Source organism: Haloferax chudinovii (genome assembly GCF_042663345.1).
GTDB lineage: Archaea > Halobacteriota > Halobacteria > Halobacteriales > Haloferacaceae > Haloferax > Haloferax chudinovii.
This window is the reverse complement of record NZ_JBHTAB010000011.1, coordinates 15,110-33,989: the sequence shown is the minus strand read 5'-3', so window position 1 is coordinate 33,989 and position 18,880 is coordinate 15,110. Positions and strand designations below refer to the sequence as shown.

20 protein-coding genes and 1 pseudogene are annotated in these 18,880 nt (G+C 69.2%); 3 read left to right on the top strand and 18 right to left on the bottom strand.

The window, feature by feature from the left end:
* Window positions 1-4 precede the first annotated feature (4 nt).
* The 12 genes and pseudogenes from hpt to ACFQI8_RS16565 all read right to left on the bottom strand — a co-directional run bounded on the left by hpt (window position 5) and on the right by ACFQI8_RS16565 (window position 10,624).
* On the bottom strand, window positions 5-550 hold the full coding sequence (hpt, locus tag ACFQI8_RS16620) for a hypoxanthine/guanine phosphoribosyltransferase (protein WP_390246751.1): 546 nt from the start codon (window positions 548-550) through the stop codon (window positions 5-7).
* 408 nt (window positions 551-958) lie between these two features.
* A pseudogene (locus ACFQI8_RS16615) lies at window positions 959-1,180 on the bottom strand (hypothetical protein); the annotation flags it as partial.
* 123 nt (window positions 1,181-1,303) lie between these two features.
* Complete coding sequence (locus ACFQI8_RS16610; protein ID WP_390246749.1) at window positions 1,304-2,557, bottom strand: M20 family metallopeptidase; 1,254 nt, start codon at window positions 2,555-2,557, stop codon at window positions 1,304-1,306.
* Window positions 2,550-3,950 (bottom strand): APC family permease, encoded by a 1,401-nt coding sequence (locus tag ACFQI8_RS16605; RefSeq protein ID WP_390246747.1) that lies wholly within the window; start codon window positions 3,948-3,950, stop codon window positions 2,550-2,552. The genes ACFQI8_RS16610 and ACFQI8_RS16605 overlap by 8 nt, the downstream gene beginning before the upstream one ends.
* 115 nt (window positions 3,951-4,065) lie before the next feature.
* The gene (locus ACFQI8_RS16600) at window positions 4,066-4,755 is read right to left on the bottom strand and encodes a helix-turn-helix domain-containing protein (RefSeq protein WP_390246745.1); all 690 of its coding nucleotides are present in this window, start codon (window positions 4,753-4,755) and stop codon (window positions 4,066-4,068) included.
* A 100-nt stretch (window positions 4,756-4,855) separates the two neighbouring features.
* Window positions 4,856-5,884 carry a deoxyhypusine synthase gene (locus ACFQI8_RS16595; RefSeq protein ID WP_390246743.1) on the bottom strand — a complete coding sequence of 343 codons (1,029 nt, stop codon included), beginning with the start codon at window positions 5,882-5,884 and terminating at the stop codon, window positions 4,856-4,858.
* A gap of 81 nt (window positions 5,885-5,965) precedes the next feature.
* Entirely contained in the window at window positions 5,966-6,727 is a 762-nt protein-coding gene (locus tag ACFQI8_RS16590) for a Nif3-like dinuclear metal center hexameric protein (RefSeq protein WP_390246741.1), read from the bottom strand.
* 54 nt (window positions 6,728-6,781) lie between these two features.
* Entirely contained in the window at window positions 6,782-7,600 is an 819-nt protein-coding gene (gene speB, locus ACFQI8_RS16585) for an agmatinase (protein WP_390246739.1), read from the bottom strand.
* 15 nt (window positions 7,601-7,615) lie between these two features.
* Window positions 7,616-7,990, bottom strand: a complete 375-nt coding sequence (locus ACFQI8_RS16580; RefSeq protein ID WP_004062652.1) for a translation initiation factor IF-5A — start codon at window positions 7,988-7,990, stop codon at window positions 7,616-7,618.
* A gap of 94 nt (window positions 7,991-8,084) precedes the next feature.
* Complete coding sequence (locus ACFQI8_RS16575; protein WP_390246736.1) at window positions 8,085-8,513, bottom strand: DUF5518 domain-containing protein; 429 nt, start codon at window positions 8,511-8,513, stop codon at window positions 8,085-8,087.
* A 57-nt stretch (window positions 8,514-8,570) separates the two neighbouring features.
* Window positions 8,571-10,247, bottom strand: a complete 1,677-nt coding sequence (locus ACFQI8_RS16570) for an ABC1 kinase family protein (RefSeq protein WP_390246734.1) — start codon at window positions 10,245-10,247, stop codon at window positions 8,571-8,573.
* 8 nt (window positions 10,248-10,255) lie between these two features.
* Window positions 10,256-10,624 (bottom strand): Hsp20/alpha crystallin family protein, encoded by a 369-nt coding sequence (locus ACFQI8_RS16565; RefSeq protein WP_390246732.1) that lies wholly within the window; start codon window positions 10,622-10,624, stop codon window positions 10,256-10,258.
* A 169-nt stretch (window positions 10,625-10,793) separates the two neighbouring features.
* Between ACFQI8_RS16565 and ACFQI8_RS16560 the strand changes: the two genes are divergently transcribed.
* From ACFQI8_RS16560 to ACFQI8_RS16550, 3 genes are all read left to right on the top strand, one after another.
* On the top strand, window positions 10,794-12,014 hold the full coding sequence (locus tag ACFQI8_RS16560) for a molybdopterin molybdotransferase MoeA (RefSeq protein WP_390246730.1): 1,221 nt from the start codon (window positions 10,794-10,796) through the stop codon (window positions 12,012-12,014).
* Window positions 12,011-13,915 carry a molybdopterin biosynthesis protein gene (locus ACFQI8_RS16555; RefSeq protein WP_390246728.1) on the top strand — a complete coding sequence of 635 codons (1,905 nt, stop codon included), beginning with the start codon at window positions 12,011-12,013 and terminating at the stop codon, window positions 13,913-13,915. Before ACFQI8_RS16560 ends, ACFQI8_RS16555 begins: the two co-directional genes overlap by 4 nt.
* 99 nt (window positions 13,916-14,014) lie before the next feature.
* The gene (locus ACFQI8_RS16550) at window positions 14,015-14,761 is read left to right on the top strand and encodes a response regulator (protein ID WP_390246726.1); all 747 of its coding nucleotides are present in this window, start codon (window positions 14,015-14,017) and stop codon (window positions 14,759-14,761) included.
* A gap of 58 nt (window positions 14,762-14,819) precedes the next feature.
* Here ACFQI8_RS16550 and ACFQI8_RS16545 read toward each other — a convergent pair whose 3' ends face one another.
* The 6 genes from ACFQI8_RS16545 to ACFQI8_RS16520 all read right to left on the bottom strand — a co-directional run bounded on the left by ACFQI8_RS16545 (window position 14,820) and on the right by ACFQI8_RS16520 (window position 18,879).
* Window positions 14,820-15,488, bottom strand: a complete 669-nt coding sequence (locus ACFQI8_RS16545; protein ID WP_390246724.1) for an HAD family hydrolase — start codon at window positions 15,486-15,488, stop codon at window positions 14,820-14,822.
* A gap of 46 nt (window positions 15,489-15,534) precedes the next feature.
* Window positions 15,535-15,930 carry an LWR-salt protein gene (gene lwrS / locus ACFQI8_RS16540; RefSeq protein WP_390246722.1) on the bottom strand — a complete coding sequence of 132 codons (396 nt, stop codon included), beginning with the start codon at window positions 15,928-15,930 and terminating at the stop codon, window positions 15,535-15,537.
* Window positions 15,927-16,202: a 4a-hydroxytetrahydrobiopterin dehydratase gene (locus tag ACFQI8_RS16535; RefSeq protein WP_058825764.1), complete on the bottom strand. Its 276-nt coding sequence runs from the start codon at window positions 16,200-16,202 to the stop codon at window positions 15,927-15,929. Before ACFQI8_RS16535 ends, lwrS begins: the two co-directional genes overlap by 4 nt.
* 45 nt (window positions 16,203-16,247) lie before the next feature.
* A complete protein-coding gene (locus ACFQI8_RS16530) occupies window positions 16,248-16,778 on the bottom strand; it encodes a hypothetical protein (protein WP_390246720.1) in 531 nt (176 codons plus the stop codon).
* A gap of 62 nt (window positions 16,779-16,840) precedes the next feature.
* A complete protein-coding gene (gene hemA, locus ACFQI8_RS16525) occupies window positions 16,841-18,235 on the bottom strand; it encodes a glutamyl-tRNA reductase (protein ID WP_390246718.1) in 1,395 nt (464 codons plus the stop codon).
* Window positions 18,232-18,879 (bottom strand): precorrin-2 dehydrogenase/sirohydrochlorin ferrochelatase family protein, encoded by a 648-nt coding sequence (locus tag ACFQI8_RS16520; RefSeq protein WP_390246716.1) that lies wholly within the window; start codon window positions 18,877-18,879, stop codon window positions 18,232-18,234. The genes hemA and ACFQI8_RS16520 overlap by 4 nt, the downstream gene beginning before the upstream one ends.
* Window position 18,880 lies beyond the last annotated feature (1 nt).

The following is an 18,880-nucleotide window of genomic DNA, read 5'->3' as shown; positions in this document are numbered from 1 at the left end:
CCGCTCAGTGAATCTCGACGCCGTCCTCGTCGACGCTGATGTCCACGAGGCTCGTCGCCTCGTAGTCGGTGTCGTCGAGGGCGGTCTCGCCGACCTTCCGGATGGCGACGACGATGTCGGAGACCTCCGCGCCGATGTCGTCGAGCGCGCCGCAGATGGCCGCGAGCGTCCCGCCGGTCGAAAGCAGGTCGTCCACGACGAGCACGCGGTCGCCGGCTTCGATGTCGTTGATGAACATCTCCGACTCGGAGTAGCCGGTCGTCTGGTGGAGCGCGACCTCGCCGTCGAGGCCGTACTCGCGCTTGCGGATGACGACGAGCGGCACGTCCGTCTGGAGCGAGAGCGCGGTGGCGATGTGAATGCCCATCGCCTCGGGCGCGACGATTTTGTCCACGTCGAGGTCGGCGGCGCGGGTGATGCCGACGACGACCTCGCGCAGGAGTTGCGGGTCGAGCATCGGCACGCCGTTGCTGACGGGGTGGACGAGGTAGGAGTAGCCGTCCTTGTCGATGATGGGCGCTTCGTGTAGGGACTCCTCGAGTCGCTTCATGGGGTCCGTTTCACGAATCGACCCAAAAGTGGTTCGCTCTCCGAGAGTACCTCTTTCCACCTCGCGCGCGATTCGAGCCATACGACGCCACGGTCGGCGGGTCGTAGTCGCTCTTTCGATTCACAGTAGTCGGCTCGAATCGACCGGCTTCGGTAGCTCTGTCACCGTCGCTCGTTCGGGAAAATGGCCTCGGCACTCATAGGGCTCCGCATCACCGAGTGCCTAGTTCGGTTCGGAACGGTGCCGTCGTCATCGGCCACTTCGCTCTCGCCCCGCAACCGAGTAATTACCATCGGTCTCGCCCGCCCCCGGTTCGGTCACGGCTTCTCCAACGCGGACACGCCGTGGGGTACCGCCCCCCGCCCGAAACCGACCCCTCGCCGGCGACGACGCCCCAGAGCCGGACGTGCTCGCCTTGTCCGCGGTGACCGTGCCCGTCGTCGTAATCCGGAGTCGGAGGTCGCGCTTTGCGCCCTCGGGCGTCTTCCCGGTGGCCTCCACGGGCACGTCGGGGCCGCGGAAGCGGACGCGCGTCTCGTAGCCTCGCGCCCCCCAGACGCGCTCGAAGACGGCGGCGAGCTCGACGTCGGAGCGGTCCGAAACGACCGACGTGAGACGGGGCGCAGTCATTGCGTGCGAGGATGCCGGGCGGGGGTGTTCGGTGTTTGCGCCCGGTTCCCGCCGTTGAGAACGCACGGCGCGAACTGGGGGCCGGAGGCAGTTCGGGTGGAACCCCGAACACCGACCGCCGCCTCAGTCGAGGAACCGAGCCGCGGCGTCGACGACGATGTCGGCCACGTCGACCACGTCGTCGGTGAAGACGAACTCGCCGGCGGCGTGGATATTCTCGCCGTCGGGGCCGACGATGACCGTCGGGAGGCCGGCGCGGTCGCCGAGGTAGTTGAAGTCACCGACGCTGGAGAAGTAGCCGTAAGTGGGGTCCACGCCGGCGACCGCGCGGGTGGACTCGGTGAGGGCCGACACGAGCGAGTGGTCTTCGTCCGTCACGTAGGGACCGTAGCGGATGCCCTCGTCGGGCGCTTCGCGGAACCCCACGTCGACCTCGCTCCCCAAGCCGAGTTCCTCGACGACGCGCTCGGCGTCGGCACGGGCGTCTTCGAGGGTCTCGCCGACGACGACGTGGCGGTCGACCATGAGTCGAGCGCGCTCGGGGACCGACAGCGTCTGGCTCCCGCCCTCGATTTTTAGCGGGCAGGTCGACCCCGTCCCGAGTTTCGGGTGGTCGCCCACGTCGAGGTCGTCGAGCGCGGCCGCGAGTTCGCCGGCTTCGACGACCGCGTTGACGCCGGTGTCCGGTTTCGACCCGTGTGCGGCCTGCCCGCGCACTTCGATGTCGTAGAAGTAGCGGCCGCGCGCGCCGAGGAGGAGCGCCGGGTTCTCGATGTCCTCCTGTGCGAGAATCGGGCCGGGTTCGGTGACGATGGCGGCGTCGCAGTCGTCGACGACGCCGTCACGGATGAGGCGGTCGGTGCCGAGTCCGTAGGGGCCCTCTTCGTCCACGACGGCCGTGAGGAGCACGTCGCCGGCGAGGTCGCAGTCGGCGAGGGCGTCGAACGCGGTCATGACGGCCGCGAGGCCGCCTTTCATGTCGCACGCGCCCTGCCCGTACAGTTTCCCGTCCTCGATGCGGCCCGAACACGGGTCTTCGTCCCAGTCTTCGACCAGTTTCACGGTGTCCATGTGGGCGTTTAACAGGAGCGTCGGCGCGTCCGGGTCGGACCCCGCCAGTCGAGCGACGACGTTGTCGCCCTCGTACTCCGTGATGTCCGGTTCGCTCACGTGGTGGTACTCCGGGTCGTGCCCCCGGGCGTCCAACCAGTCGTAGACGAACTCGCTTATCTCGGCCTCCTCGAAGTACGGGCTCGGAATCCGCACGAGTCCCTGCAAGAGGTCGATGGTCTCGTCGGGGTCGACGCGGGGGGCGGCGTCGCGGTCGAAGTCGGAATCGCCCGAGTAGTCCCCGTGCGGCGTCGCGTCGTCAGTCATCGCTCACCCCGCGGACGGACGGGTTGTACTCGTCGGAGGGGACGCCGGGGAGCGTCCCGAGGATGGCCTCAACGTCGTGGTCCTTCCGTTGGCCGCGGTACCAGTAGACGCCGAAGACGACGAGGCCGACGGCGACCCACGGGAGGTAAATCGACAGCGAGCCCTTGTACGCCTCGGTCAGGAGGCCGACCGCGCCGAGCGAGCCGACAAGCGCCGTCACCGTGAGGAGCGACGGGCGGGAAAAGCCCGCCTCCGCGCGGAGGTCGGTGCGGCTGTAGAGCACGTACAACACCGTTATCGACACCGCGGCGTAGGCGATGAGGTAGCTGAACGTGGCGATGGCGATGGCCTGACTGAGGCCGGTGCTCCAGAAGGCGAGGCCGGACGCGACGACGTACAGCGTCAACAGGGACCAATGGGGCGTCCCGAAGCGGTCGGAGACCGCCGAGAACTTCTTGGGGAACACCTCGTCCCACGCCCACGAGTAGGGCATCTTGATGCCCGCGGCCATGACCGCGTGAACCGACGACGCGGTGGCGAGCAGGCCGCCGATACCGACGATGGCCGTGCCGATATCGCCGAGAAACACCGCCGCGGCCGTCGACAGCGGCCGCGCCGAGTTCGCGAGGACCGTGTAGTCGCCGACGACGCCGTAGATGACGGCGGCGGTCAGCACGTACAGGAAGATGAGGATGGCCGTTCCGCCGGCCATCGCCAGCGGCAGGTTGCGCGAGGGATTCTTCACCTCCGCGCCCATCTGCCCGGCGACGGCGATGCCGATGTAGGCGTAGAACAGCGGGACCGCGGCGGCGGTGAAGCCGTCGAAGCCGCCGGTGAAGAACGGCTGGTAGTTCGCGGCGTCGATGTTCAACAGCCCGGGGCCGACGAGCACGAGTATCGACAGGATGAGGAAGCCGAAGATGGCGTTCTGCGAGCGGCTGTAACTCTTCGCGCCCACGAGGTTGACGAGAAAGAGAACCGTCAGGAGGCCGAAGCCGGCCAGCGTCGGGTCCACCGAGGGGTAAAACACCTGTAAGTAGCTCCCGAAACCGATGGCGAGGGCCGCGTCGGCGGCCATGTAGCCGAGCCACTTCGACCACGTCACCACGAACCCGGGGAGGCGGCTGTCGAACGCCCGCGAAACGTAGGCGTACGACCCCGCCGCGCCGGGGAAGATCGTCGCCATCCAGCCGTAGTTGAGCGCGATACTCATCGCGAGCAGTCCCGAGAGGACGACGACGAGGATGACGCTCGGTCCTGTCGTCGAACTCGCCGTGCCGAGGGTGACGAACAGCCCCGCGCCGAGCGTCCCCGCCACCACGGTGCTCACCGCGCCGAACAGTCCGATGTCCCGCGAGAGACTTCGTCCATCGTTCACGTCTACCGATGACATGCTATCACATGGATCGATTGTCGCCTAAAGTACCCCTCCCTCTCATGAGTGGGGTGGCGGGAGAGCGAGCGTCGCTCTCCCGACGGAACCCGACGCGAGGGACCCGAACCCGGGCTCAGTAGTCGCCGAGTAGTTTCGACTCCGCCTTGCGGAGGTGTTCGAGGAGCGTCGCCTTCGAGATGTCCAGTTCCGCCGCCAGCGACGCCGCGCTCACCTCGCGGGGCCACGTGTAGTAGTCGCGGCGGCGGGCCAGTTCGTACACCTCGCGCTGGCGCTCGGAGAGCGCGTCGGTGCGGAACATGCCGCCGCCGTCCTCGGGGGCGGTGATGAGTTCCACGTCGATGTCGGCGTTCCGCTCCTCGCGAACCTCCTCTAACCGCTCGTGGACGGTCTGCCGCGTCTCGTGGACGAGCACGGTCCAGCGCTCGCGGCCGCCCTGCATGCGAACCGGCTCGTCGGGGATGAACCCCCGCGAGACGAGGGCGTCGTTGATGGAGTTCTGGAGGTCGTAGCGGACGACGATTCCCCGCGCGGCGCTCCCCGGCACCCCGGCGTCGCCGCCGTGGTCGTCGGTCTCCCACACCGACTCGGTCAAGTCGGACGCGCGGACGGCCGAGACGAGGTCGTCCACCTCCTCGGTCGTGTCGGCGTAGGCGGTAAAACGCCCGTTGGCGAAGCCCTCTATCTCGTGGACGCCGTGACCGAGGAGTCCCCCGCTCGTCTCCGCGGTCACCTGTAGCGTCCAGCAATCCGGGTGCCAGATGTCGAGACAGACCCGAACGCCTCGTCCCCCCTCTCGCGACATTCGTTAGCATGGAAGGGCGCTCGCCGGGTAAAAAAGTATCCACCCTGACGCGACGGCCGGTCGGGACGGACCGTCTCGGCGGTCGCGGTCCGTCGCGGCGTTACTCGATTCGCTCGCGCGCCGCGGCGACCAGAAGCGGGAGCATAATGGTCGCGTCGCCGAGGACCGTCGCGTTGCGGGCGTCCTTCTCCAGTTTGCCCCACGAGCGCGCCTCGTCGAGCGTCGCGCCCGAGAGGCCGCCGGTCGCGGCGGGGTCCATCGTTATCTGGACGCCGTAGTCGTACGCGCCGGGCGTGACGAGCATCGTCTGGAGCGTGAAGTTCTTCGGGACGCCGCCGCCGACGAGGAGACAGCCGGCCGTGTCGGCGTCGTACGCGAGGTCGGTCAGCGGCGTCATGTCGGCCAGCGCGTCCAGCGAGAACGACGAGGTCTGCGAGTACATCCACGCCTGCAGGCCGAGGACCGAGTCCTGTACCGCGGGGCAGTAGATGGGCACGTCGGCCTCGTAGGCCGCGGCCGCGACGCCGGCGTCCTCCTCGATTCCCTCGCGGTCGTTGACCTCGCTGTTGGCGCGACCGAGTTCGCGGCAGAGGGCGGCGATGCTGACGGTTCCCTCTTCTTCCAGCGCCGGGAACACCTCGTCGCGCAGGTGCGACTCGAACAGCGCGAAATGTTCCTGCGGGAGGTAGACGTTGTAGATGCGGTCGACCTCCTCGTCGCGGAGCGTCTCGTCGTGCTCGCGTTCGGTCTTCTCGCCGTGGTGCTGGGCCCGTCCGTGATGGTGCTTGCCGCCGATGGCCTCGATGGCGTCGTGGGTGAGGTTCGCGCCCGTCGTCACGAGGGCGTCCACGTGGCCGTCGCGGATGAGGTCGGAGACGACCTTGCGCATCCCGGTGGGGACCATCGCGCCGGCCAGCGACATGAACACCGTGCAGTCGTCGTCGGCCAGCATCTCGGCGTAGATGTCGGCGGCCTCGTGTACGTCGGCCGCGCCGATGCCCGCGTGGCCGTACTGCTCGACTAACTCGCCGACTGTCATACCGCCGCGGACCTCGGCGTGGCCCAGCGGGTCGTGTTGGAACTCCTCGCGGTCCGGCATCTCGTAGCCGTTATCGTCGTGGTCGCTCATGCGAGGGAGTGCGTCGGCCGAGCGTTTGAACGCCCCGGTCCGGCGAGGCCGTGCGGCGGGTTGGCAGACGTTCGGTCGCCCTTACAGCCCGGTCGGGTGGCTGACGTACTCGGTCTCCAGCCCCCACTCGTCGGCGAGGTCGCGCAGGCTCCGCACGCCGAACGTCTCGGTCGCGTAGTGGCCCGCGAGGAACACCGAGATTCCGGCCTCGCGCGCCTCGTGGTATGCCTTCTGTTTCCCCTCGCCGGTGACGAGCGCGTCGACGCCGCGGTCGACGGCCTCGTCCAGCCAGTCGACGCCGGAGCCGGTGACGACCCCGACCGACGAAAGCTCGTCGGGACCGAAGTCGAGGACGGTCGTGCCCGCGCTCCCGTCGAGTTCGTCGAGCGCCGTCCGAATCTCGTCGGCCGACTTCGGCGACTCGAAGGTCCCCGCCTGCCCGATGTGAATCGGCCCGAGCGACCCGAACGGCTCGGTGTCCGCGAGGCCGAGGTGGTCGGCGACGCCGGCGGCGTTGCCGAGTTCCTGATGGCCGTCCAGCGGGAGGTGCGAGACGTAGAGGGCGAGGTCGCCACGAATCAGCGGCTCGATGCGGTCGAAGTCGCGGCCGGTCACTCGGTCGAGACCGCCCCAGACGAGGCCGTGATGGACGACGAGGAGGTCGGCGTCGGCGTCGAGTGCGGCGTCGATGGTCGCTTCCGCGGCGTCGACGGCGAAGGCGACGTTCTCGACCGACTTCTCGTCGGGGCCGACCTGCAGGCCGTTGGCGCTGGCGTCCACGTCGGCGAAGTCGTCGGTCGCGAGCGTCTCGTCGAGTCGGGCGACGATGTCGGAGAGTTGCATACCGGGGAGTCGTGACTCGGGGACTTGTAAGGAACGGGGTTCGCCGCGGGTCGATTACCCGTCTACCCGCTCGGCGGCGTGCGAGAAGACGAACTCTCGGAGGAGCTTCGCCGCCAGCGACGCGGCCTGTCCGTCGTCGCGGTCGTTGACCTCGACCACGTCGAAGCCGTCGGCGTGGGGCGCGACCGCCCGAACCGCGTCTCGCATCTCGCGGGAGGTGAGGCCGAACGGCTCTTTCGTGCCCGTGCCGGGCGCGAACGCCGGGTCGGCGGCGTCGATGTCGACGCTCAGATAGACGGACTCGTCGTCGAAGTCCGGCTCCCAGTCGGCGACGGCTTCGGGTTCGACCACGGTCACGTCGTCGGCGTCGGCGCGCTCCCACTCGTCGGGCGAGCCGGTTCGCGCGCCGAGAATAACGGCCTCGTCGACGCCGAGACCGTCGAGGACGCGGCGGGTGGCGGTGGCGTGGCTCCACTCGTTGCCGTCGTACTCCGTTCGCAGGTCGAGGTGGGCGTCGAGACAGACGAACACGTCGGGGTCGACGCCGGTGACGCCGGCGGCGGTGACGGTGTGTTCGCCGCCGAGGACGACGGGGACGGCGTCGTCCCAGACGGCGTCGCGGACGCTCCCGGTGAGCCATTCGACGTACTCAGGTGCGTCGTCCCACGCGCGGACGTCGCCCGCGTCGTGGACGCGCAAGTCGGTGAAAAACTGGTCGGTTCGCCGGTCGTAGTCGTCGAACGACTCGGCGAACCGACGGATTCGATTCGGTCCGAACCGGGTTCCGGGTTGGAAGGACGTCGAGATGTCGAGCGGAGCGCCGAAAAGGACGTAGTCGGCGACCTCGCGGTCTGCGATTGCTCCGGGAAACATCTCTGTGGCCCCCGTTTAGACGATCTTTCGCTGGCCTTCGTACTCGAGGTACTCGATCTCGTCTTCGGGGTTGAGGTCTTCCTCCTCGGGGATACGCATCGTGAACGTCTGGTACGTTTCGAGGTCCATGATCTGGGCGTCCTCACCGGTGACGGAGACGACTTGGCCCTGCTTCCGCTCGATGATGGGGACCCACACCTTCGCGTCCACAGGCTGGGAGAGCGAGCGCTTCTTGCTGTCGAAGACGCCACGGGCTTCGACGCGCGCCTTCGCACTACCGTGCTTACCGGGCTTTGCGGTACTGTAGGCGTTGATTTTGCACGGCTTTTCTTCCATCATGACGTAGCTTCCTTCTTGGAGCTCGCGCACCTGCTTCTGCTCTTTCGCCATGCCTCTCCGTTATCGGATGGAGGGTATAAACGGTTTGGAACCGTCTTCGCACGCGAATCCTTCTCGTGAAAATCGCGGGCGTCGGCCGGCTCGGTCAGGCGTCTTCGACCGCGTCGACGTCGGCCATCTCCGGGTCGAACCACGTCCCCGTCGCGTCGCGCCTGGCGCGACTCCCGAGCGCGCCGGACGCGACGTTCGGCAGTGCGAGCGCGAGCATGATGGCGGTCGTCAGCTCTCCGGGCGTCTCGACCAGCGGGATGACGTACTGGAACGGAAAGAGAATCGGCGTCCGTTCGAGAAAGGTCAAAAGCACCGAAAGCGGCATGAGCAGACAGCCCCAGGCGACGCCGGCCATGAGGCCGTGCCACCCGCCGTCGGCGGGGTCCGTGCCGACGACGTAGCCGGCGAGCGCGCTCCCCGTGACCCCGCCGACGAGGGTGAACTGCCCCGTCATCGCGTAGACGAGCGATTCGGTGCACGCGGCGAGACACACCCCCACGAGCACCGCTCGCCACTCCGTCATGGCAGAGAGCGTGTCCCCGCGGGGCGATAAAATTACGCGCCCGATTCTCAGCTTTGATTACTCTCTGCGGCGCTCTTTGAGGTTCTGCCGGGTGAACTGCGGCGTCGTCCGGATGCCCTTCCGCGAGCGGAACGACCGCCACAAGAGCAGGGCCACGACGCCCGTCGGCGCGCCCGCCGCGCCGACCGCGACCAGGTTCTCCGGGTTCAGCGCGTAGATGATGACCGTCGAGACGAAGCCGAACGACAGGAAGATGCCGTAGATGAGCCGCTTTGCCAGCTTGTCGAGGACGCCGCGGTTGTCCTCCAGTCGGACGTTGAGCGTCAGGTTGTCGCGGTCCGCCCGGTCGAGGACGCGTTCGAGCTTGGGCGGCACCCGGAACAGCGACTGAGCGGTCTTCTGGCCCTGCTGGCCGACGCCCTCGATGATTTTCTGGACGCTCTCCTCGCGGTACCCCTCCTCGGTCAGGTAGTCGGTCGCCACCGAGATGAAGTCGAACTCGGGGTCGAGCGTGACACAGACCCCCTCGACGACGCCGGCGACCCGGAGCACGAGCGCGAGGTTCCGCGGGAGCCGAAGCGGGAACTCGTAGATGGTCGATTCCACCTGTTCGAGGATCTGGTTGACGCGGTACTGCTCGATGTCGTCGCCGCGGGCGTCGGCGATGGCGAGCTCCATCACGTCGCCCATCACTTGCCGGTCGACGTTCGGGCTGAGCGTCCCCATCTCGATGAGCGTGTCGAGGATGCCGTCGACGTCTTGGTTGGCGACGGCGATGTAGAAATCCACGATTTTGTCCTGGATGAACGGGTCGACCTCGCCGTGCATCCCGAAGTCGTAGAAGATGATGCGCCCGTCGTCGGTCACAGAGAGGTTCCCTGGGTGGGGGTCGGCGTGGAACACGCCGTCGTCGACGATCATCTGGAGGTAGATTCGCTGGAGGTTCGTCGCCAACTCCGTGCGGTCGATTCCGCGGTCGTCCAGCGCGTCGATGTCGTTTATCTTGGTTCCGGGGAGGTACTCCATCGTGAGCACCCGGTCGTCGGAGCGCTCGGGAATCGGCTCGGGGATGACGAGCGTGTCGTCGTCCGCGAAGTTCTCCTGAATCTCGACGAGCGTCTTGGCCTCCTCGGCGTAGTCCATCTCCTCGCGGATGGTCTTGCCGAACTCGTCGGCGAGGTTCTCCAGCGAGAACGCCCGACTCTCGCCGATAAAGCGCATGAGAAGCGGCATGGACCACCGAATGACTCGGAGGTCGGCCTCGACGAGGTCCTCGATGCCGGGGCGGCGGACCTTGACGGCGACCTTCTCGCCTTCGTACTCGGCGACGTACACCTGCCCGAGACTCGCGCCGCTTATCGGGTCGCTGTCGAACGAGTCGAACGCCTCTCCGACGGGACCGAGCTCCGCTTCGAGGACGGCTTTCGACTCGTCCCACGGCGCGGGCGGCACGTCGTCTTGGAGGCTCCCGAGCACCTCGATGTACTCCGGCGGGAGGATGTCGGGGCGCGTCGACAGGAGCTGTCCGAGCTTGATGAACGTCGGCCCGAGCGTCAGTAGCGACTCCAAGAGGACGTCGGCGCGGGCGACGCGCATCTCGGTCGTGACGCGTCGGCCGCCGCCGAACAGGAGGTACTTCCGCTTGTCACGGGTGTACGCGACGATGAGCGGGAAGAACTGGTACAGGACGACGAGGAACCGCCAGTAGGCGCGGAGGTTGACCAGCGTGACCACCCGCCTCGTCAGGCGTCTTCGTCGCCGGTGGCGATGGGGATGGTCCGCTCGGAGGCGGCCTCGCGCTTGGGGAGCCGGATTTCCAGCGTCCCGCGCTCCATCGACGCCTCGGCCTCGTCGGCCACGGCGTCCGGGGGAAGCGGGACCTCGGCGTCGAGGAACAGCGAGCGCTCCTCGCGGACGTAGTCGAACTCGGCGGGGAGCCGTTTGTCGCGTCGCGCTTCGACGACCAATCGGCCCTTCTCGACTCTGAGCTCCGCCGCCTCGGCGGTCACGCCCGGGAGGTCGAGAACCAAGAGGTAGGACGTCTCGGACTCCAACAGGTCGGCGAACACCGCGTCCGGGAGGTCGGACAGCGCGTCGCGCAGTGCTGACATGAACGCTCATAGGGAGTCGGGGTCGAAAAACCCGGCGGTCTCGCGCGCTCGCGCGAGCGCACACTACAACGACCGTCTCGGGAACCGCCCGCCGTCGCGTCCGTCTCGGGAACCGCCCGCCGTCGCGTCCGAGGCCGACGCTTTTTGCCCCCCGAACCGAAGGGTCGGTATGAACCACGACGACCGACGCACGGCCGGGTTCAAGCAACGAACGCGGCTGTCGGACGCCCGCGAGTCGCTCCTCGCGGCGGCGACGCCGCACGACCGAACCGTGCGCCGACCGCTCGCCGAGGCCGACGGCCGGGCGCTCGCGGACGACGCGGTCGCGCCCGCCGACGTGCCCGGCTACGACCGCGCCGCGATGGACGGCTACGCCGTCCGCGCGTCGGACACCTTCGGCGCGAGCGGCCGCTCGCCGAACGTCCTCCGAATCGTCGACGGCCCGGTCGAACCGGGGACGGCCGCCCGCGTTCACACCGGCAGTGACGTGCCCGACGGGGCCGACGCCGTCGTGATGGTCGAACACACGGAACGCCTCGGCGACGAACTCGAAGTGTTCGACGCGCTCGCCGAGGGCGAGAACGTCGGCGAGCGCGGCGAGGACGTCCGCGAGGGGGCCCCGCTGTTCGAGGCCGGCCACGAGCTTCGCCCGTCTGACATCGGCCTGCTTCGCTCCGTCGGCGTCGAGGAAGTGACCCTGTTCGAACGCCCCCGCGTCTCGGTCATCCCGACCGGCGAGGAACTCGTCGAGTCCGACCCCGGCCCCGGCGAGGTCATCGAGACCAACGGTCTGACCGTCTCCCGACTGGTCGAGCGCTGGGGCGGCGAAGCGAGCTACCGCGACATCGTCGTCGACGACGCCGACCTGCTCCGCGAGGCCGTCGAGGCAGACCTCGACCACGACGTGGTCGTCACCACCGGCGGGTCGTCTGTCGGGGAGCGCGACCTCATCCCCGAAGTCATCGACGACATCGGCGAGGTGCTGGTCCACGGCGTCGCGCTCAAACCGGGCCACCCCGTCGCGGTCGGCGTGGTCGAGGACACGCCGGTCGTGATGCTCCCCGGCTACCCGGTCGCCTGCGTCGTCAACGCCTTCCAGTTCCTCCGCCCGGCGCTGAAGCACGTCGGTTCGCTCCCCGAGCGCCCCCTGCCGACGCAGGAGGCGACGCTCACCAGAAAAATCCCGAGTTCGCCCGGCACGCGGACGTTCGCCCGCGTCAGACTCGACACGTCGGGCGACGAACCGACCGCCGAGCCGACCCGGACGAGCGGGTCGGGCATCCTCTCCAGCGTCGCGCTCGCGGACGGGTGGGTCGTCGTTCCCGAGGAGATAGAGGGCTACGACGAGGGCGACACGGTCGCCGTCGAGGGCTGGGAGTGGTCCGCATGAGAAAGCAGTTCCGCGACCTCGCCTCCCCGGCGGACGCGCGCGAGGCCATCGCGTCGCTCGACCTGACGCCCGACGCCGAGACGGTCGGGCTCGAAGCCGCCCGCGGCCGGGTCCTCGCCGAGCGAATCGACGCCGAACTCGACGTGCCCGGCTTCGACCGCGCGAGCATGGACGGCTACGCGGTCCGCGCCCGCGACACCTTCGGCGCGGACGAGGCCGACCCCGCCGAACTCGACCTCGTCGGGGCGGTCCACGCCGGCACCGAACCGGACGTGGCGGTCGACGCCGGGACCGCGGTCGAAATCTCCACCGGCGCGGTGATGCCGCCGGGCGCGGACGCGGTCGTCATCGTGGAGCGAACCGAGGAGCGAGACGGCTCGCTCGTCGTCTACTCGGCGGTCGCCCCCGGCGACAGCGTGATGCCCGCCGGAACCGATATCGCCGCCGGCGCTCGCGCGCTCGGCCCCGGAACGCGCCTGACGCCCCGCGAAATCGGCCTGCTGTCGGCGCTCGGCGTCGACGAGGTGCCGGTCCGCGGGAAGCCGACCGTGGGCATCGTCTCGACCGGCGACGAACTCGTCCGGCCGGGCGACGAACTGCGCCCGGAGGCGGGCGAAATCTACGACGTGAACTCCTACACCATCGCCGCGGGGGTCGAGGAGGCCGGCGGCGTGCCGACGCTCTACCCCCACGCGGGCGACGACTACGAGGAGATGGAGCGCCTGCTCCACAAGGCGGCCGACGAGTGCGACCTCGTGCTCTCGTCGGGGTCGACGTCCGCGAGCGCGGTCGACGTCATCTACCGCGTGGTCGAAGAGCGCGGCGAACTCCTGCTCCACGGCGTCTCCGTCAAGCCCGGCAAACCCATGCTCGTCGGCACGCTCGGCGAGGGGAGCGCGTACATCGGCCTGCCGGGCTACCCGGTCTCCGCGCTCACCATCTTCCGGACGTTCGTCGCGCCGGCAATCCGCGACGCCGCGGGCCTCTCGGAACCCCGGACCGCGACGGTCGAAGGCGCGATGGCCGCCCGCGAGCGGTACGCAGAGGGTCGGACGCGGCTCATGCCGGTCGGACTCGTCGACGACGGCGACGGAAATACGCTCGTCTACCCCGTCGACAAGGGGTCGGGCGCGACGACGAGCCTCGTCGAGGCCGACGGCGTCGTCGAGGTTTCGGCCGACGTGGAGTACCTCGCCGAGAGCGAGTCGGTGACGGTCAACCTGTTCTCGCCCGACGTTCGCGCGCCGGCACTGCTCGGCGTCGGCGAGGACGACCCCGCGCTTTCGCGCCTGCTCGACCGCGTGTCGTCGCCGCGGTACCTGCCGTTCGGCTCCCGCGAGGGTCTGCGACGGCTCCGAGACGGCATCTCCGACGTGGCCGTCGTCGCGGGCGACCGAGGCGACGCCGCCGACGGCATCGACGCGGTCGAACTCGGCTCGTGGACCCGCGAGTGGGGGCTCGTGGTGCCCACGGGCAACCCGGAGGGGGTGTCCGGCCTCGCGGACCTCGTTGACGGCGACCTCCGGTTTATCAACCGGGATTCGAACTCCGGCCTGCGGACCGACCTCGGCAACGCCGTCGCCGCCCTCGCCGACGAGCGCGGGACGACCCGCCACGAACTCGTCGAGTCAATCGAGGGGTTCGACCGCGGGACGAAGGCGTTCGAGAGCCCGGCGCGGGCGGTCGCCGCCGGCCGCGCCGACGCCGGACTCGGCCTCCGTGCGACCGCCGACTCGCTCGGACTGGACTTCGTCTCGCTCGGGACACAACCGGTCGCCGTCCTCGCGAACCCGGACCGGACCGAGAAACCCGGCGTCGACTCGTTCCGCGACGCGCTCGCGGCGAGCGACGACGTGTTTGCCGCCCTCGCAGGAGTCGAGAGGGGCTACGCGCCGCGGTAACGTTTTAGAAAGCCGTCGCGAGCCGTTCAGATATTCCCGTTCCACTGAAGTATAAACTAAGTGGAACGTTTTTATCCACGTAGCGTGTACAATTGGTATATGAACCGCCCGCTGACGGTCCTCCACGTCGACGACGACCCCGAGATGCTCGCCCTCTCGGCCGCCGCGTTCCGCCAACTCGACGCCGTTTCTTTTCTCACCGCCGAGTCGGCGACCGAGGCGCTCGACGTCATCTCCGCCGAGTCGGTCGACTGCGTCGTGAGTGACTCGCTCGTCCTCCCAAACGGCGTCCCGCTCGTCAAGGCAGTCCGACAGGGGCACGCGGACATCCCCATCCTCCTGTTCACGGCGAAAGAGTGGTCCGAGGTCGCTGATGTCGCCGCCAGCGCTGGCGTCAGCGAGTACGTCCAGAAAGCCGGTCCCGGCGACCTCGCGACGGTCCTCCGGCGGGTCCGCGACTTCGTCGACGACGACAGCGTCGACTCCGCGCTCGCCGTCGGGGTTTCCGCGGTCACGCAGGCCCTCGAAGAACACGCCGACGCGACCGCCGAGGCGACGTTCGGCGTCGACGACAACTGGGAACTCGTCGGGCAGTGGCTCGGCGACGAAGAGCTCGGCATCCTCATCGTGGAGTCCGTCGAGTCCTACGGCGGACTCTCGGCCATCGAGACGCCGCTGTACGAGTACGTCGACACCGACGCGCTCGAAGAACTGCTCCGACCCGTGGTCGAGGCCGAAGAGCGCCCCGGCATCGAGGTCCGGTTCCCCTACGAGGACATCCAAGTCGCCGTCACGAGCACCGGCGACATCTTCGCTCGCCCCTCGCCCGAGCGGCCGCTCTCCTGAGCGTCGGTTCTTCATCTCCAGTTTCTCGCTTCTCACTTTTCGCGCGTCGAGTCGAAACTCAGCCGGACCGGACGAGGTCGTCGAAGCTCTCGACGCGATACTCGCCGAGCACGCACCGCCCGCGGTGTTCCGGGCCGTGGCGTTCGACGTGGATGCCGTCCAAGCCGGCGTTCCACGCGGCCCCGATATCGCTTTCGCCGTCGCCGGCGAGCACGCCCGCGGTGCCGCCGTCGGTCAGGACCCGGTCGTCGAGCCCCAGTTCGCCGATGGCGCGGCGGACCGGCGCGGCGTCGGGTTTCCACCCCGTCTCCTCTGTACAGCAGACGACGGTATCGAACCAGTCGCGCACGTCGAGGTGGTCCAACACGGGGTCGGTCAGGAACTGCTGGCAGTGGGTGACGATGCCGACCGGGCGGCCGGCGGCGTGTATCTCCTCGACGAGGCGCTCGGCGTCGTCGTGGAGGTACGTCACTTCGGCGCGCTTTGCGGGGTCTTCCTCGCGGTGGAACGCGGGCCAGAACTCGTCGGGGTCGATGCCCCACTCGCGGAGCATCGGGTCGCGCGCGCCGCCGAGCCCGTGCCAGATGGTCTCGGCTTCGCGGTCCGTGAACCGCCGGCCCAGTCGGTCGCCGACGCGGTCGAACACGTCGCGCGTGTACGACCACTCGGCATCGACGAGGGTTCCGTCGAGGTCGAACAGCCAGAAATCGTAGTCATCGGCGACCATTCGGACAACAGAGTACGTCAGGCGTGGATAAATGTCTTCCCCCGCGTCAGGAATCGGTTGGTTCGACGCGAATTGCGCTCCCGAAGTACTTGTGGAGCACCTCGCGGACCGAGTCGGCGTTGAACGCGTCGAGGTCCGCGGCGACGGCCTCGCGGAGGGCGTCCAGCGACGCCTCGTCGGCTCGGAGCTCCGCGAACGAACACGAGACGACGGGGGCGTCGAGCCACGACGCCGCGAGGTCGCGGGCGTGGCGCTCGTCGTTCACCTCGCCCCGCCACAGCGCGTCGCGGAACAACAGCCAGCCCTCCTCGCCGGGCGGCGGCGGCGTGACGCGGACCGTCGTCTCGAACTCCCGCGGGTCGGTCTCGACGCCGGCGGCCGAGTCGAGGCGGAAGCGGACCCGGAAGACGTAGGTGAGCGCCGCGGTCCCCTCGTCGCTCACAGCTCGTCGTCGAACAGGTCCGCGAGTCGGAGGTCCTTGTCGGTGATGCCGCCCTCTTCGTGGCTCGTGAGGCGGACTTCGACCTCTTGATACCGAATCGTTATCTCGGGGTGGTGGAACTCCTCTTCGGCGACCTCGCCCACGCTGGCGGCGAACGCCACGCCGTCGAGGTAGTCGTCGAACTCGTAGACGCGGACGATTTCGTCGCCGTCGCGTTCCCAATCCGAGCCGAGCTGTGCGTCGATTTCGTCGTCCGAGAGCAGGTCTGCCATGCCGAACCCGTCGGGTGGCACTCGCATAAGGATTCTGCCGGGCTGTCAGGTCGCCCCCGCGCGGAGGACGAACCGCGGCCCCGTCAGGAGCCGTCGCCCGCCGCGCTCGCGGCCACGGACGACGCGTCCCGTGACCGAGACCTCGTCGCCGCGGCCGACGACTCCCGTCATTTCCTCGCCGCCGAACGCGACGTGACCGGCCGGCGGAACGCGGACCCGAACCTCGCCGGTGGCGTCTCGGAGAACGAACGGGCACGTCGCGCGGCCGACGACCGCGCGGTCGCCGTCGCCCCCTCGGTTGCCGTCCGCATCCCCGATGCCACTCCAGACCTCGACCGCCGGCCCGTCGCTCGCGACTTCCACGACGGTGCCGACGACGGTCGCCCGAGCGACGCCGCCGAGGTCGCACACCCGTCGTTTCGGGGTCGCTTCGACGAGGCGGCGACGCGCCCGCGCTCGCAGGCGGTTCACGAGATGTCGGCCGACGGCCGAAAACCCGCGGGCGGCGGCTCGTCGGCGGTCGGCGTCGAGGCGGGAGCGACGCGCGAGGCTCGTCGATTTCGGTCGGCGTACCATCGACGCGAGGTGGTCCCGCGTTCGGATAAGAAGGTTCGCTCGCCGTCCGCTTCGGCCGGCCGTCAGTCGTCGGAGAGCTGTTCGAGGACGCGCCGTGGCACCTCGCCTTCGAGCGCCTCGCGGTCGAGGTCCTCCGGCGGCTCGCTCGAGAACTCGATGGACGGCCCGGACGGCTCGGACGGCTCGGCCGACCCCGACGCCCCGAGGTCGCCGAAGCCGGGGTCGAACAGCCGCATGGCGGTCTGGATGGTCGTCCAGTCGTCGTCGCCGGCGGCGTCGCGGAGGCTCTTGGTCGGCGCGGCGAGAATTTGGCCGACGAGCGCGTCCGCGAGCGACTCGACCGTCTCGCGCTGTTCGTCGGTGAGGTCGCCCTGGGCTTCGAGCTTCGACAGCGCCGTCGATACCTCGCGGCGCTTGACGTGCTCTGCGGCCTCGTACATCGAGCTGATGGCCTCGTCGGCGCGCTTGCGCTTGTAGGCGGCGAGCAGGCGGTCGAACTCCTCGTCTATCATCGCCTCGACTTCGCGGGCGGCGCGTTCGCGGCGCTCCGCGGTCCGGTCGGTCACCGTCTCCAAATCGTCGATGTCGCGGACGCGGACACGGTCGATGTCGCCGGCGGCAGGGTCGACGTCCCGCGGCTGGGCGATGTCGATGAGCATCGTCTCGCCGGCGTCGTCCAACTGGTCCGGCGTGACGACGTAGTCGGGACTGCTCGTCGCCGTGATGACGAGGTCGGCGTCGCGGAGGCGACCGCGGAGGTCGCCCAGTCCCGCGGCGGTCGAGACGCCCGGAACCTCGCGGGCGAGGTGGCGGGCGTTGGCGACCGTCCGGTTCGCCACGACGAGGGTGCTCACGTCGACCGACGCGAGCGCCTTGGTCGCGAGCGTGCCCATCTCGCCGGCCCCGACGACGAGGGTGTCAATCTCGCCGACGGAGGCGTCGAGTTCGGCCCGGGCGAGCCTGACGGCGGCGCTCCCGAGCGAGACGGCGCCCTCGTTGATTGCCGTCTCGTCGCGGGCGCGCTCGCCGACGTGAACGGCCTTCATGAGCGCGTCTTCGAGCATCGGGCCGATGGCGTCGCGTTCGCGGGCGACCTCGATACCGGTTTTGACCTGTCCGAGAATCTGGTCTTCGCCGAGGACGAGCGATTCGAGCCCCGACGCCACGCGCATGAGGTGGCGGAGGGTCTCTTCGTGGTCCATGTAGCGGACGCTCCCGTCCCGGACGTCGGGAGCGAAGTCGTCGAGCGCGCGGCGGCCGTCGGCCGCGTCGTCGGTGACGACGTACGCCTCGGCGCGGTTACACGTCTGCAGGGAAAACGCCTCGGCGACGCCGTCGCAGGCGAGGAGTCGTTCGACGACCGTCCGAACGTCGTCGCTCGAAGCGGCCTCTATCTCGCGAACGCTGGCCCGGTCGTGGGCGACGCTCACACCGGAGATGACGCCCGAATCTCTCATGAATCACCTCGCTGTGTGTCTCGTATCACGCGCGCTACCTCTCGTCGGGGGTTTGCATCGCCGGTACGTAAAGCCTTCCAAACTGACGGGTCTCGCACGACCGCGCGAATCGCATCACGGCGCTCGGCCGGCGACCGGTCGGACGCCTTGAGCTCCGCCCGAAGCTCCGCGGTCAGCGCGGCCATCTCGCCCGCTCCCGCCAACTCGGCTTCGACGCGCTCTCGGAGGTGCTTCGAGAGGGCCGGACTCGCCCCGCCGGTCGTAATCGCGACCGACACGTCGCCGTCCTCGACGGTGGCCGGGACGACCACGCTCCCGGCGTCGCGCTCGCCGCTCCGGTCGGCCCGGTTGACCAGCGCGCCGGCGTCTCGGGCCGCCGCGACGACCGCGTCGTTCACGGCGTCGTCGTCGGTCGCCGCGACGACGAGCGCCGGGGCGAACCGCTCGACCCAATCGGGGACCTCGTCGGGCGCGGGGGCCGCCCGAACGAGTTCCGCGTCGCCGAAGTCGCGGTCGGCGAACGCGGGGCTGACGACGACAGTTCGCGCCTCGCGGGCGAACCGGCGGGCCTTCCGCGCGCCGACGGGCCCCCCGCCGAAGACGACGACGGTCTCGTCGGAGAGGTCGTGAACCAGCGGAATCATC

Coding starts and splice junctions, on each gene's coding strand:
- hpt (WP_390246751.1), bottom strand. CDS start 550: ATGAAGCGACTCGAGGAGTCCCTACACGAAGCGCCCATCATCGACAAG.
- ACFQI8_RS16610 (WP_390246749.1), bottom strand. CDS start 2,557: ATGACTGACGACGCGACGCCGCACGGGGACTACTCGGGCGATTCCGAC.
- ACFQI8_RS16605 (WP_390246747.1), bottom strand. CDS start 3,950: ATGTCATCGGTAGACGTGAACGATGGACGAAGTCTCTCGCGGGACATC.
- ACFQI8_RS16600 (WP_390246745.1), bottom strand. CDS start 4,755: ATGTCGCGAGAGGGGGGACGAGGCGTTCGGGTCTGTCTCGACATCTGG.
- ACFQI8_RS16595 (WP_390246743.1), bottom strand. CDS start 5,884: ATGAGCGACCACGACGATAACGGCTACGAGATGCCGGACCGCGAGGAG.
- ACFQI8_RS16590 (WP_390246741.1), bottom strand. CDS start 6,727: ATGCAACTCTCCGACATCGTCGCCCGACTCGACGAGACGCTCGCGACC.
- speB (WP_390246739.1), bottom strand. CDS start 7,600: ATGTTTCCCGGAGCAATCGCAGACCGCGAGGTCGCCGACTACGTCCTT.
- ACFQI8_RS16580 (WP_004062652.1), bottom strand. CDS start 7,990: ATGGCGAAAGAGCAGAAGCAGGTGCGCGAGCTCCAAGAAGGAAGCTAC.
- ACFQI8_RS16575 (WP_390246736.1), bottom strand. CDS start 8,513: ATGACGGAGTGGCGAGCGGTGCTCGTGGGGGTGTGTCTCGCCGCGTGC.
- ACFQI8_RS16565 (WP_390246732.1), bottom strand. CDS start 10,624: ATGTCAGCACTGCGCGACGCGCTGTCCGACCTCCCGGACGCGGTGTTC.
- ACFQI8_RS16560 (WP_390246730.1), top strand. CDS start 10,794: ATGAACCACGACGACCGACGCACGGCCGGGTTCAAGCAACGAACGCGG.
- ACFQI8_RS16555 (WP_390246728.1), top strand. CDS start 12,011: ATGAGAAAGCAGTTCCGCGACCTCGCCTCCCCGGCGGACGCGCGCGAG.
- ACFQI8_RS16550 (WP_390246726.1), top strand. CDS start 14,015: ATGAACCGCCCGCTGACGGTCCTCCACGTCGACGACGACCCCGAGATG.
- ACFQI8_RS16545 (WP_390246724.1), bottom strand. CDS start 15,488: ATGGTCGCCGATGACTACGATTTCTGGCTGTTCGACCTCGACGGAACC.
- ACFQI8_RS16535 (WP_058825764.1), bottom strand. CDS start 16,202: ATGGCAGACCTGCTCTCGGACGACGAAATCGACGCACAGCTCGGCTCG.
- ACFQI8_RS16530 (WP_390246720.1), bottom strand. CDS start 16,778: ATGGTACGCCGACCGAAATCGACGAGCCTCGCGCGTCGCTCCCGCCTC.
- hemA (WP_390246718.1), bottom strand. CDS start 18,235: ATGAGAGATTCGGGCGTCATCTCCGGTGTGAGCGTCGCCCACGACCGG.
- ACFQI8_RS16520 (WP_390246716.1), bottom strand. CDS start 18,879: ATGATTCCGCTGGTTCACGACCTCTCCGACGAGACCGTCGTCGTCTTC.